Raw genomic sequence first — 12,303 nt, forward strand, 5'->3', positions numbered from 1 at the left:
AATGTACTAATGTACTGGGCACGTTCGGTGCCCTGTTCCTGAATCAGGGTATCCAGGGACTCCAGCCATTCGGCGGTCTCTTCCGGATCACGATCAGGCAGCTGGTTTGTCAACCCGCTGAGGATATGGGAGGTATCTTCTCCTGCAGCCACGTCCAACCTCTCTTTGAGCGCATCCATCGGCACCCTCAGCTCCGGGCAGGGTGACTGCCTGGGTTGAACGCGACGTGTGCGACATATCGGTTACAACAGCCCGGTCGTATGCGCCGGGCAAGGTCCAATCACGGTACGCCTGCCTGTAATCAGTCGGGCGGTTGCCCGCGCAGGCGTAGTCGTCATCAGCCACTCTAGCCGTGCGGGCAGACCGATGCGTAGCCGCCGCATGGACCCGTCGTCGTATTTCACGGGCATACTGGTTGTGTGACGAAGGGCTGCCCTGCAGCCTTCGGATCGGCCTGTGTGACGCAGAATATGGCGGATCGCGGGGTCAACAGCTTGAAGCGAGAGCTCAAAGGGTGTTGGCTTGGAGTAATGGAAATCACTAGTGCCATTGAAAACATGAAGCAATTCACAAAACATAGGAGCAACACGTGAGCGAGGCCGACGCCGCCACTTCGGTAAATGTGGCGGAGAAACTGGGTTTCAAAGACGGGGACCTGATTCAGGAATTCGGTTATGACGACGACGTCGACTTCGACTTGCGTGACGATATCGAAGATCTCACGGGCTCTGAACTGCTCGACGAGGACGATCACGAAGTGGTCGACGCCGCCATTCTGTGGTGGCGGGCAGGTGACGGAGACCTTGTCGACACCTTGGTCGATTCGCTGACCACCCTCACCGAGGGCGGCGTCGTATGGGTCCTGACTCCCAAGTCGGGCCGCGACGGCTACGTGTCGCCGGCAGACATCCAGGATGCCGCCCCCACCGCGGGACTTCACTACACCACCTCCGCCGGCGTCTCGAAGGACTGGAGCGCCACCCGTCTGGTCACGCGGAAGAACAAGTGACCCAAGCGGTCCAGCATGAGGCCGCGGCGCTGCCCGCCGTGACGCCAGTTCCCGGCGTCGGGGATTCCGCACCTGAATTCGAGCTTGTTAATCAATATGGCGAACCGGTGCGCCTCTCGGATTTCCGCGGACGCAATGTCGTGGTTGTCTTTTATCCCTTCGCTTTCTCCGGCATCTGCACCGGGGAGCTGTGCGAAATCCGGGACAACCTGGCTCTGTTCGAGGACGCCAACGCCGCGGTGCTGGCAGTCTCGGTGGACAGCAAGTTCGCCCAGCGGGCCTACGCCGAAAAGGAAGGCTACGATTTCGACCTGCTCGCCGACTTTTGGCCGCACGGCGCGGTGGCATCGGCCTACGGGGTGTTCGACGCCGACAGCGGCATGGCACTGCGCGGCACCTTCATCATCGACGCGGCGGGAATCGTCCGCTACGTCGTGGTGAATCCCCGCGGCCAGGCCCGGGACCTCGGCGAATACCGGGCCGCCCTCGCGGGGCTCGGCGGGAATTGATCCGGTGAGGCAGCGGCGGCCAGGAATCGGCATGACAGGATTTGCCAGCCTCCCGCCCGTCACGGCCGCCGAAGCCGGCGGCGATACACCAGCGCAACTCCTGCAGGGCGAGCTCGAGGTCCTGCAGGACATCCGTGGCGTCCTGTCCGGGGGACAGTTCACCGTGCTGACCGGCGCCGGCCTGAGCACGGATTCGGGCATTCCGGATTACCGCGGGCCCGGCGCCGCGCCGCGGATGCCCATGACCTACCAGGAGTTCATCGGCGAACCGGGGAACCGGCAGCGCTACTGGGCCCGCAACCACATCGGCTGGTCGCACCTGCGCCGGGCCGATCCCAATCACGGCCATGCGGCTGTAGCCCGGCTGGAACACCGGGGACTGCTTACCGGACTCATCACGCAGAACGTGGACCGCCTCCACGAGGACGCCGGCAGCATCAACGTCGTGGACCTGCACGGCCGGTTCGACCAGGTTGTCTGCCTTGACTGCCACCGGAGATTCAGCCGCCGGATGCTGGCCGGGATCCTGGAGGAACTGAACCCCGGGTTCCTGGAACGGGCGGAGGCGGCCGGCGCCATTGAAATGGCCCCGGATGCCGATGCCACGGTCGAGGACTCCGAACTGATCGAATCCTTCGTCGTCGCCCGCTGTCCCGCCTGCGGGGGCACCCTGAAACCAGACTTCGTGTACTTCGGCGAAAACGTGCCCAAGGACCGTGTCGAGCGCGCGTATGCCATGGTCGACGCGGCCCGGGCGCTCCTGGTGGCCGGCTCGTCGCTCACAGTAATGAGTGGCCTGCGTTTTGTCCGCCACGCGGCGAAGCAGGGCAAGGCCGTGGTCATCATCAACAGGGGACCGACCCGCGGCGACGACCTCGCCACCATCAAGCTCGACTCCGGCGTCAGCGGCGCCCTGAGCTGGCTCGCCGCCGAGCTGCCGCCACTGTAGTCCGCCGCTGCAGGAGGGAGCGGGCCGATTGGCGCTGGGACCGTGGCATCCGGTACAGTTGCTGTTCGTTGGTTGAAGCGCTTGGGCGTGGATACCGCGGTTTTGGGTCTTTAGCTCAGCTGGTAGAGCGCCACGTTTACACCGTGGATGTCATCGGTTCGATCCCGGTAGGACCCACCACAAGAAACCCCGTCGTTCGAACCAAAAGGTCTGCAACGACGGGTTTTGTGCGTATATACCACAGCGGTGGTCGGGTATAGTTAGGTGATTTGTTCAGCACCCGAGAAACCCCTGGGGGACCACCATGTTCTACGGCGTCACGCGCTACAGCCTATTTTCACCCGGATCGCCGTCGTGGAAGACGTCTCGCAGCGGGGTCTTCAAGACCCCGGAGGCGTACCAGAACTATCTCTTCTCGGAGCAGCGCCTACAGATGCGCGCGGACGTTTTCTTCGGGAAGTCCGTGCCCGCGCTGGCAGCCATGGCCGAGAACCATGACTACAAGCATTTCGTACTCTATTCAGAGTTGCTGCCGGAGCGCCATAAGCAACTGCTGTTCTCTGCAGCCAGCGAACACCCCTTCCTGATCCCCGTGGAGTGGAACAAGACGGTCCGCGGAACCGGCATCGAGGAAGTCACCACCCTTATTGAAGAAGACCTCGCCGGCAAATTCGGAGCGGACGAGGACGTCCAGCCCGTGATGTGGTTCCGCCTCGATGACGACGACGTACTCGCCGCTGACTATCTGACGTGCCTGGAAAGGTACCGGTCCGCGAATCACATCGGGATGGCGATCTCCTTTGGCCTGGGCCTGACGGCGTATCGGGGGGATCACGAACTCGTGAATCTTCGGGAGTTCTACCATCCGAAGTCGGCACAGGGAATGGCATTCGTGTCGGCATTCGACCCGCGCGAAGGCCGCTTCTCCGTGAGTACGCCCGGCCATCACCACAAGGTTGACACTGTGATGCCGACCATTCTGGACTCGAGCGATCACATGTTCTTCCAGATTCGTCACGGTGACCAGGACTCGACGCTGAATTCGACGCCGCATGAGCGCGTTGCGGATTCACTGGCGCGCCTTGAGAAGCTGCCGGTGGTGCGGGCCGCGGATGTTTCCGCAGAAAAATGGCCGAGTCTGATCGAGGATATCGTCGCCGGTGAGTCCGGAATACATGAATTGTCGGCGCCGGGTGCCGAACCCCTGCAGCTTACGGCGGATACTGTGCTCACGTTTCCGCTGAGGGCAGACGCGGGGCTGGTTGAGTTTGAATTCGAGTTCGAATCCGCAGCAAATCTTCAGGGTGGCTTTGCCGAAGTCTCGTATGATCTCCAGGGCGCAGATGAACTGGATGTGTCCACCCTGGGTTTGAAGCGGAACTCCAAGCTTGGCCTGAGCCGCCAGGCTTGGTCGCGGAAATCAAACGGACTGGTGCGCCACAGCATACTCATGCCCGAGGGCGTCAGCATTTCCGGTATCACGTTGACGGGCAAGAACCGTCAGCCGGCCGACGTCTTCATCCGCTTGCGCCAGCCCCGGGTCGTGGCGGTACACGCCGCCGGCTAAGAATTGAGGCCCGATACCGGTCCCGGGACGCCGGTCCCGGATTCGGCTGGGGACTGCCGCCCGCATCCGGTCCCCGAAAATGTCGGTGCCCCACCCTAGCGTGACAGGCATGGAGCACGTGATGGTGAAGACCGGCCCGGACGGGCGGCCCCTGGCGGTAGTACGCGGGGGCAGGGAGTGGATGATCGGGGCCGAGCCGGTGCGCTGGTTCGAGCGCGTCAGCTGGTGGGAGGCCGAGCGCCGGATGCCCAAGGGCCTTAGCCGAGTTGACGTCGAGGTTTGGCAGGTCCAGGCAAGGCTCGGCCGCAACCACGGGTCGGCCCTGACCACCATGGAATTGATCCGGGACGGCCTCGGCGGCGGATGGCGGCTTCGGGGGGCTGTCGCGGACGCCGCATAGGCTGCAGCGGGCGGGAACGAGCCGGACACTGGCCGGGCCAGAAAACCGGGCATTGGAAAAGCCTTCCACCGCGACTATTGGGGGATGCCGCGGTGGAAGGCTTGTAATGAATATACCGTGAACGTTTGGAAATGTGAAACACCGCCAGGGTTTCAGCGCGGCATAATTACGCCAGTCGCTGGCCTAATCAGTGCCAATGGATCCCTCCCGCCTAGGATGTTTGCATGACCGCCACGCATGCCCGCCGAATCGCCAGAGTCCGCCCCGTTTCCCGCGCCACCGAGGACGAACACTTCTTCGTTTCCAACGACGCACCGGACTTTGAGAGCGCGGCCGGCAAGGCGTGGACGGTGACCGCCACCCCGTTCCCCGGGTCTCCGGCCAACGCCGGCAGCCCGCACCGCAGCGGCTGGGAACTCGGCGCAACCGTGGATGAGGCATCATTCACGTTCCTCTCACCCAGTGTCCCGGCCAACGTCTTGGGCATGGCCCACAACACCGGCCGCCCGGGCCGCGACCTGCCGCCGCAGGCCTTCCACAAGGCGACCACCAGCGTGGTGGGCCCGGGGGACGCAATCGAACTGCGGCCGGGCGTGGGCCTCGTCGAGCCGGAGGCCGAACTGACAATCGTCGTCGGGAGCAAGGCCCGCGGCCTGACGCCCGGCAATGCCATGAGCGCCATTCTGGGTTACACCATTGGAAACGACGTATCCGCCAGGGACCTGCAGGCATCCGATGAACTGTGGATCAGCGCCAAGAGCCAGGATACGTTCACACCCGTGGGCCCATGGATCGTCACGGACCTGGCGGGTGAAGACCTGGCAATCGGCATCGAGCACAACGGAGCCCAGTTGAAGGCGGCCAGTTCTGCCGACCTTGGCTGGAAGGTGGAGGAGATCCTCACCTACCTGACCTCGTTCATGACGCTGCACGCCGGCGACCTGGTGCTGACAGGGTTCCCGGCCGAGTGCGCGCCCCTCGCTGCCGGCGACACCGTCACCTGCCAGATTGCAGGCATTGGCGAACTGACCAATCCCGTGGTGGCCGCTGGCTGACGGGCCGGCGGTCTCCAGCGAAGAGCGCCGAAGTGCGGGCAGCGGCCAGCGGGCCCGAGCGGGCCCGGCCGCCGACACATGCGGTGCATTATGATGGTTAGTGTTCAGCTGACTGGACGGCATTTGAATGAGTGGCGCGGCGACTTGCGCGCGATACCTGAAGGAGAATCATGGCCGATTCCCGAGTTCCCCGAACCTCCGAAGGATTGGGGAGCGCGTCACCTGCACCGGCCGTCACCCGAGCCGCCGCTGTGCTTGAGGCCCTGGCCGCATCGGCGACCGGACGCCTGACGCTCAGTGATCTGGCCAGGGAGCTGGGAATCCCGAAGTCCTCAACGTCCAACCTGCTCCTCGCCCTCGAGGAGGCCCGCCTGATCAACCGCCAGGGCGCGGACTTCACCCTCGGGCGCAAGTTGGTTGAGCTGGGTGCGGCCTACCTGAGCCGCCTCGACGAGGTCCAGGAGTTCTACCGCTTTTGTGAGCAGGCTCCGACACTGTCGGGCGAGACTGTCCGCATCGCCATGCTGGACGGAACAAATGTCATCTATCTGGCCCGCTACGAAGGGCACCCGGCGGTACGCCTGACGTCCAACATCGGCGACAAAATGCCGGTGTCCCTCTGCGCCGTGGGCAAGGCCCTAATTGCGCGACTGCATGACCATGACGTCGAGGACATGTTTCCGGACGACGCCGAACTGCCGGTCCTGACGCCGAAGTCGCTGCGCACCGGAGCCGAACTCAAGGCCCAGCTCGAAGTCATCCGGTCACAGGGCTACGCCTTCGAGGACGAGGAATCCACCACTGGCGTCGTGTGCCTGGCCGTGGCCGTCCCCACGCGCGGCGCACATGGTCCAAGCCTTGGCCTCTCGGTCACGGCGCTCAAGGCGACCTACTCGGATGAACAGGGCGCCATGATGGTCAAGGAACTCAGGGACCTCGCCCGGTCCCTTGGCAACCCCATGGGCTAGGGCCCATAACGCCGGGTCGTCCTGGGTCATCACGAATAAGTCTGATTATTCATTGGCTAGCCGATCACTATGCTGTACTCTGTTCAACATAGTGATCGACTCCTTGAGGGGTTGCTCACATCCCACCAGGCCAACGGGGTTCTGGAGTGTTCTTGAGGGAGTGCTTGTGACAACTCGTACTAATACACCGCTGGCTGACACGGACGGCGCCGTCGTCGATCCGGAACAGCTGCGACGGGCAACGCTTGCCAGCTCTGTAGGCTCCGCTCTGGAGTACTACGACTTTTATATCTATGGCCTGGCCTCGGCCCTCATCTTCGGCCCGCTGTTCTTCGCGCCGCTCGGTGAGGACGGAGCCCTGATCGCCTCCTTCGCCACATATGGCGTCGGATTCGCGGCCCGGCCCTTCGGCGGCATGGTCTTCGGCTACATCGGCGACCGATTCGGCCGCAAAATGGTCCTCATCCTCACCATCGGCCTGATGGGCACCGCCAGCTTTGCCATCGGCCTGCTGCCGACGTACGAACAGGCGGGCATGCTGGGCGCCGTACTCCTGGTGATCCTGCGTATCTTCCAGGGCCTGGGTGCCGGCGCGGAACAGGCAGGCGCCACCACGCTGATCTCGGAGGTCGCACCGCGCCGCCGTCGTGGATTCTTCGCAGCTCTCCCGTTCGTCGGCATCCAGCTGGGCACCCTGCTCGGCGCCGGAACGTTTGCCCTGATTGCCATGGCCGACAAGGCCGTTCTGCAGGGCTGGTTGTGGCGGGTGCCCTTCCTGGCCAGCGTGTTCCTGATTCTGGTGGCCCTCTTCATACGGCTCCGCCTGAAGGAAACGCCGGTGTTCCAGGAGTTGGAGAAGCACAAGAATGTGGCCAAGAACCCCATTGGCCAGCTGTGGAAGCACTCAAAGAAGAACGTGCTGATCGGCATCGGCCTCCGGATGGGCGAGAACGGCAATTCATCGATCTATTCCGCCCTGCTGGTCGCCTTCCTGGCGGCAAAGGATGGAGTCTTCCCCGGCGACAAGTTCATCGGCCCGGTCGGCCTGCTCATTGCCGCAGGGTTCGCAGCCGTCATGGTGATCGCGTTCGGCGCGCTCTCCGACAGGATCGGCCGCGTGCCGGTCTACCGCTATGGTGCGCTCTTCCAGGCGCTCATCGCGCTGCCGGCGTTCTACCTGGTGACACTGGGCAACGTCACGCTCGTCTGGGTTGTCATGGTGGTGGGCATCRCCCTCGGTGTTCAGTCCATGCTCGGCCCCCAGTGCCCGCTGCTGCCCGAACTCTTCGGCTCGCAGTACCGCTTCACCGGAGTGGCCATGAGCCGGGAGTTCTCGGCGGTCCTGGCCGGCGGACTGGTCCCGCTGGTAGGCGCCGCGCTGCTGGCCGCCACGGACCATTCCTGGCTGGTGCTCGCCATCTACTCGCTGGTGCTCGCGCTGATCTCGTTCGTCACCACGTTCTTCACGCCGGAGACGGTGGGACGCGACCTCGTCCTCATTGAGGACGCAAGCTAGGCGTACCCGAGCAACAGATCCGCAAGCCGCGGCCCCTTCCTGCCAGGAAGGGGCCGCGGCTTTTTGTGCGACACGGGAAGCGTCCGGCGACGCGCAGAATACCGGGCGCTACCGGAATACCGGCGTCGACAGGCAGGATGCGCGGCGCAGTTGGGAATGCGCGTCGCCAGGCGGGGGTTGCGTCGCCGGCCAGGACTCGCGTCGCCAACCGGGAGTGCCCGACCCTGGAGCGCGCCGACGCAAAGGGCGGCCCGTCCGTTTCCGGAAGGGCCGCCCTGGGTGGTGATGCTGCGGGGCAGCGGCCTAGTAGAAGTGCACCGTGTCCACGAGGTGGGGCAGTTCGCCGCCGTCGAGGTAGGTCCGCAGGTTGCTGGCGAAGCGCTCGGCGATCAGCCGGTTTTCGGCCGCGCTGAGGGCCGAGGTGTGCGGGGAGACCATGACCCGGGGGTGGGACCACAGCGGGCTGTCCTGCGGCAGCGGCTCCACGGCAAACACGTCCAGGCAGGCGTAGGAGACCTGGCCGTTGTCGAGCGCTTCCAGGAGCGCCTCTTCGTCCACCACGGTGCCGCGGCCCACGTTCACGAAGACGGTACCGGGCTTCATGGCAGCGAAGGCCTCGCGGCCGAAGAGCTTCTCCGTGTATGGCGTACCGGGAAGGGTATTGACGACGGCGTCTGCCGTGGCCAGCAGGCCCGCCAGGCCGTCGTTGTCCGTGACCTCCTCGATCCCGGCGATGGCTTCCACGGTCCGCTTGGTGCCGCTGACGCTCATGCCCAGGGCACGGGCAATCCGTGCCGTCTCGAGCCCGATCTCGCCCAGCCCGGTGACCACCAGGCGGGAGCCGTTGACCAGGCGGGTAGGGGTGCGGAGCTCGGGCCAGACCTTGGCAGCCTGGTCCTGGGCCAGTTCGGCGCTGCGCTTGAAGCCGTTGAGGATGCCGAAGACGGCGAACTCGGCGAGCGGCAGGGCATGCACGCCGGCCGAGGTGGTGACCTTGAACTTCTGCAGCGTCTCGGCGTCCAACCCGGATGCCTTCACGGCACCGCCGGCGCCGGCCGCCATGGCGTGGATCCACTCAAGCCGGGGATTGCTGCCTGCGATCCGGGCAAGGCCCGCCGGGCTTTCGTTGGGGAGCCCATACAGCACCTGGGCCTTGTTGAGCATGTCCCAGTAGCGCTCCTCCTGCTCCGGCGTCCTGCGGAAGTCTGGATCTCCCGAGTGGTCTGCGGGAAAGCGTTCCGGCGGCAGGAGGTCGGGCTCGTAGAGGACGGTCACGGACGGATCTACGGCGCGGATGCGTTCCACAAGCTCTGCTTCGAGCGGGACGGCGATCGCGACGGTGGTTTTGGTCGTCATAGTGTTCATCATACTGAATGGAGGCTAGAATGCTGAACAGATTTCAAAGATTGACTACGACAGATTGACCACGACGAAGTGAGGCAGCATGGAGATGGACCGTAAAGAAGCCGGCTTTGTCGGCCTGGGACTGATGGGCGCGCCGATGGCCGCCAACCTCCTCGCGGCAGGCTGGGCCGTCACTGCCTGGAACCGCTCTTCACCAGCCTTGGACGCCTTTGAGGCCCTCGGTGGCTCCCGTGTGGCGGCCGTCGAGGCGCTCCGGGACCAGCCGGTAATTGTCTTCATGCTCCCGGATCTGTCCGACATTGAGGATGCGAGCATCGCCCTCCTGACGGACTGGGCCGCCAGGCCGCCCGCCCCCGGCACCGCCGTGGTGGTCATGAGCAGCGTCTCGCCCTCTGCGGTCAAGGAGTTCGGGAAACGGGTCGTGACGGCGAGCGGAGGCAACGCCGTCGTCGTCGATGCGCCGGTCAGCGGCGGGACGAAAGGTGCGGTTGAGGGAACCCTCGCCATCATGGCCGGCGCCAGCGAAACCGACTTCCGGCGGCTCCTGCCGCTCTTTGGCTCAATGGGCGGCACCGTGCGGCGGCTGGGGGCGCTGGGCTCGGGGTCGCTCGCCAAGGCATGCAACCAGCTGATCGTGGGAAGCACGACGGCGGCGCTCGCCGAGGCCGCCGAGCTCGCCGAACGCTCCGGCATGGACGTGGCGGCCCTCTACGAGGTGCTCGCCGGCGGCCTGGCCGGCAGCCGGGTCCTCGAGGTCGTGGGCCCGAGGCTCGCCGCGAAGGACTACGAACCCACCGGCCCCGCCAAGTTCATGCACAAGGATCTGTCCTTCGTGCTCGAAAGCGCCGACGCCGTCGGTGCCGCGGTGCCGATGGCCTCCGCCGGCGTCGAGCTCTACGCGGAGCTCAAACGCCAGGGGCTGGGGGACCGGGACCTTGCCGTCGTACGGCAGACCATCTCCAATCTCAGCGACAACGCCAGATACAACACAACAGACAACACATCAGTCAAGACCAATTGAGGATCAGCAAACCATGAGTGGACTTTTTGACCTGACGGGGCGGGTGGCCCTGGTGACCGGTTCGAGCCGGGGGATCGGCAATGCGCTGGCCCGGGCGCTGGCGGATGCCGGGGCCACGGTGGTGCTTAACGGCATCAACGGCGAGCGGCTCAAGGCCGCGGAGGCGGCGATGGCCGCGGACTACCCGCCGGGGCGGGTGCACGGCTGCGCGTTCGATGTCACCAGCGATACCGAGGCCGCCCGGGGCATCGCCTGGGTGGAGGAGCACGTGGGGGCGCTGGAGATCCTGGTGAACAACGCCGGGATCCAGCACCGGGTCCCGATGCTGGAGCTGGATGTGGCGGACTGGGAGCGGGTGATCTCCACGGACCTGACCAGCGCGTTCCTGGTCGGGCGGGCGGCGGCCCGGCACATGATTGGCCGGGGGCGGGGCAAGATCATCAACATCTGTTCGGTCCAGACCGACCTGGCCCGGCCCACGATCGCCCCGTATGTGGCGGCCAAGGGCGGGCTGCGGAACCTGACCCGGGCGATGACCGCGGAGTGGGCGGGGTCCGGGCTGCAGATCAACGGGATCGCGCCGGGCTACATCCACACCGAGATGACCCAGAACCTGGTCGATGACGAGGCGTTCAATGCCTGGATCCTGGGCCGGACCCCGGCGCACCGGTGGGGGACGGTGCAGGACCTGGCCGGGCCCGCGGTGTGGCTGGCCTCGGACGGCTCGGACTTCGTCAACGGCCAGACCATCTTCATCGACGGCGGAATGACGGTGGTGGTCTGATGGGCGGCAACACAGCACTTCCCGAGGCAGCGGCCGGGTCTGTCATCTCCGAATCTGACATCTCCGAGTCGGCCCTGCCCGGGGCTGTCCTGTCCGGGACGGGCCTGCCTGTTTCGGGCCTGGCGGTGGTGGCCCACGCGGCCGGTGACCTGCGGATCGAGGACGTGGCGCTGGCGGCGCCGGCCCCGGATGAGGCCGTCGTCGAGGTGGCGTACGGCGGGATCTGCGGCTCGGACCTGCATTACTGGCTGCACGGCGCGGCGGGCGAGTCCATCCTGAGGGCACCCCTGGTGCTCGGGCACGAGGTCTCCGGCACGGTGGTCCGGGCCGCGGCGGACGGCACCGGGCCCGGTCCGGGCACGGCCGTGGCGGTGCACCCGGCCACGCCCGGCCCGGGCCCGGCCCGGTATCCGGCGGACCGGCCCAACCTGTCCCCGGGCTGCACCTACCTGGGCAGCGCGGCCCGGTTCCCGCACACCGACGGCGCGTTCAGCCGGTACGTGAACCTGCCGGTGCGGATGCTCCGGGCGCTGCCCGCGGACCTTGGGCTGCGGACCGCGGCGCTGATCGAGCCGGCGGCCGTCGCCTGGCACGCCGTCGCCCGCGCCGGGGACATCGCCGGCAAGACCGCCCTGGTGATCGGCAGCGGCCCCATCGGCGCCCTGGCCGTCGCGGTCCTCAAACGCGCCGGCGCCGCCCGGATCGTCGCCGTCGACATGCACGCCAAGCCGCTGGACATCGCCCGTGCCGTGGGAGCCGACGCCGTCCTCCAGGCGGACGACGCCGAGGCGATCGCCGCCGTCGAGGCCGACGTCGTGATCGAATCCTCCGGCAACCACCACGGCCTGGCCTCGGCCATCCGGGGTGCCACCCGCGGCGGCACCGTGGTGATGGTCGGCCTGCTGCCCACCGGTCCCCAGCCGGTCCTGATCTCCCTGGCCATCACCCGCGAACTCGACCTCAAGGGCTCCTTCCGCTTCAACGACGAAATCGACCACGTCATCGCCGCCCTCACCGACGGATCGCTGCAAATCGACCCCGTCATCACCCACACTTTTTCGCTGGACCGCGGACTGGAAGCGTTCGAGACTGCCAGGAATGCGGCGGTGTCCGGGAAGGTCCTTCTCGACTTCGGGCCGGCCCCGGAGTGAGGCGGTCCG

12 protein-coding genes and 1 tRNA gene are annotated in these 12,303 nt (G+C 65.9%); 12 read left to right on the plus strand and 1 reads right to left on the minus strand.

The annotated features are described in order from the left end of the window. Positions 1 to 589 precede the first annotated feature (589 nt). The 9 genes from AB4089_RS07615 (at position 590) to AB4089_RS07655 (ending at position 7,973) form a co-directional block, all read left to right on the plus strand. The gene (locus tag AB4089_RS07615; protein ID WP_018773429.1) at positions 590 to 1,009 is read left to right on the plus strand and encodes a DUF3052 domain-containing protein; all 420 of its coding nucleotides are present in this window, start codon (positions 590 to 592) and stop codon (positions 1,007 to 1,009) included. Continuing rightward, positions 1,006 to 1,518 carry a peroxiredoxin gene (locus AB4089_RS07620; protein ID WP_441408694.1) on the plus strand — a complete coding sequence of 171 codons (513 nt, stop codon included), beginning with the start codon at positions 1,006 to 1,008 and terminating at the stop codon, positions 1,516 to 1,518. The genes AB4089_RS07615 and AB4089_RS07620 overlap by 4 nt, the downstream gene beginning before the upstream one ends. 31 nt (positions 1,519 to 1,549) lie before the next feature. Next, complete coding sequence (locus AB4089_RS07625) at positions 1,550 to 2,467, plus strand: NAD-dependent protein deacetylase (protein ID WP_441408695.1); 918 nt, start codon at positions 1,550 to 1,552, stop codon at positions 2,465 to 2,467. 104 nt (positions 2,468 to 2,571) lie between these two features. Next, a tRNA-Val gene (locus AB4089_RS07630) sits at positions 2,572 to 2,647 on the plus strand. A gap of 124 nt (positions 2,648 to 2,771) precedes the next feature. Further along, positions 2,772 to 4,034 carry a glycosyltransferase gene (locus AB4089_RS07635; protein ID WP_441408696.1) on the plus strand — a complete coding sequence of 421 codons (1,263 nt, stop codon included), beginning with the start codon at positions 2,772 to 2,774 and terminating at the stop codon, positions 4,032 to 4,034. Positions 4,035 to 4,143: 109 nt separating this feature from the next. Next, positions 4,144 to 4,434, plus strand: a complete 291-nt coding sequence (locus tag AB4089_RS07640) for a hypothetical protein (RefSeq protein ID WP_441408697.1) — start codon at positions 4,144 to 4,146, stop codon at positions 4,432 to 4,434. A 224-nt stretch (positions 4,435 to 4,658) separates the two neighbouring features. Then, entirely contained in the window at positions 4,659 to 5,489 is an 831-nt protein-coding gene (locus AB4089_RS07645) for a fumarylacetoacetate hydrolase family protein (protein ID WP_441408698.1), read from the plus strand. Between the two features lie 170 nt (positions 5,490 to 5,659). After that, positions 5,660 to 6,457: an IclR family transcriptional regulator gene (locus tag AB4089_RS07650; protein ID WP_441408699.1), complete on the plus strand. Its 798-nt coding sequence runs from the start codon at positions 5,660 to 5,662 to the stop codon at positions 6,455 to 6,457. A 160-nt stretch (positions 6,458 to 6,617) separates the two neighbouring features. Then, complete coding sequence (locus AB4089_RS07655) at positions 6,618 to 7,973, plus strand: MFS transporter (protein WP_441408700.1); 1,356 nt, start codon at positions 6,618 to 6,620, stop codon at positions 7,971 to 7,973. Between the two features lie 303 nt (positions 7,974 to 8,276). On the opposite strand, the gene AB4089_RS07660 is transcribed toward AB4089_RS07655, so the two are convergent. Then, the gene (locus AB4089_RS07660; protein WP_441408701.1) at positions 8,277 to 9,341 is read right to left on the minus strand and encodes a D-2-hydroxyacid dehydrogenase; all 1,065 of its coding nucleotides are present in this window, start codon (positions 9,339 to 9,341) and stop codon (positions 8,277 to 8,279) included. Positions 9,342 to 9,423: 82 nt separating this feature from the next. Between AB4089_RS07660 and AB4089_RS07665 the strand changes: the two genes are divergently transcribed. From AB4089_RS07665 to AB4089_RS07675, 3 genes are read left to right on the plus strand one after another with little or no spacing between them, the layout of a single operon-like run. After that, on the plus strand, positions 9,424 to 10,359 hold the full coding sequence (locus AB4089_RS07665; RefSeq protein WP_441408702.1) for an NAD(P)-dependent oxidoreductase: 936 nt from the start codon (positions 9,424 to 9,426) through the stop codon (positions 10,357 to 10,359). A 13-nt stretch (positions 10,360 to 10,372) separates the two neighbouring features. After that, the gene (locus AB4089_RS07670) at positions 10,373 to 11,143 is read left to right on the plus strand and encodes an SDR family oxidoreductase (RefSeq protein ID WP_441408703.1); all 771 of its coding nucleotides are present in this window, start codon (positions 10,373 to 10,375) and stop codon (positions 11,141 to 11,143) included. Beyond that, positions 11,143 to 12,294: an L-idonate 5-dehydrogenase gene (locus tag AB4089_RS07675; protein ID WP_441408704.1), complete on the plus strand. Its 1,152-nt coding sequence runs from the start codon at positions 11,143 to 11,145 to the stop codon at positions 12,292 to 12,294. The genes AB4089_RS07670 and AB4089_RS07675 overlap by 1 nt, the downstream gene beginning before the upstream one ends. Positions 12,295 to 12,303: the final 9 nt, after the last annotated feature.

The sequence above is a fragment of the Arthrobacter sp. 2MCAF15 genome, from assembly GCF_052115605.1.
Lineage (GTDB): Bacteria > Actinomycetota > Actinomycetes > Actinomycetales > Micrococcaceae > Arthrobacter.

Excerpts from the sequence above, each read along its gene's own strand:
- AB4089_RS07625 (WP_441408695.1), top strand. The coding sequence starts at position 1,550 with ATGACAGGATTTGCCAGCCTCCCGCCCGTCACGGCCGCCGAAGCCGGC.
- AB4089_RS07635 (WP_441408696.1), top strand. The coding sequence starts at position 2,772 with ATGTTCTACGGCGTCACGCGCTACAGCCTATTTTCACCCGGATCGCCG.
- AB4089_RS07640 (WP_441408697.1), top strand. The coding sequence starts at position 4,144 with ATGGAGCACGTGATGGTGAAGACCGGCCCGGACGGGCGGCCCCTGGCG.
- AB4089_RS07645 (WP_441408698.1), top strand. The coding sequence starts at position 4,659 with ATGACCGCCACGCATGCCCGCCGAATCGCCAGAGTCCGCCCCGTTTCC.
- AB4089_RS07650 (WP_441408699.1), top strand. The coding sequence starts at position 5,660 with ATGGCCGATTCCCGAGTTCCCCGAACCTCCGAAGGATTGGGGAGCGCG.
- AB4089_RS07660 (WP_441408701.1), bottom strand. The coding sequence starts at position 9,341 with ATGATGAACACTATGACGACCAAAACCACCGTCGCGATCGCCGTCCCG.
- AB4089_RS07665 (WP_441408702.1), top strand. The coding sequence starts at position 9,424 with ATGGACCGTAAAGAAGCCGGCTTTGTCGGCCTGGGACTGATGGGCGCG.
- AB4089_RS07670 (WP_441408703.1), top strand. The coding sequence starts at position 10,373 with ATGAGTGGACTTTTTGACCTGACGGGGCGGGTGGCCCTGGTGACCGGT.
- AB4089_RS07675 (WP_441408704.1), top strand. The coding sequence starts at position 11,143 with ATGGGCGGCAACACAGCACTTCCCGAGGCAGCGGCCGGGTCTGTCATC.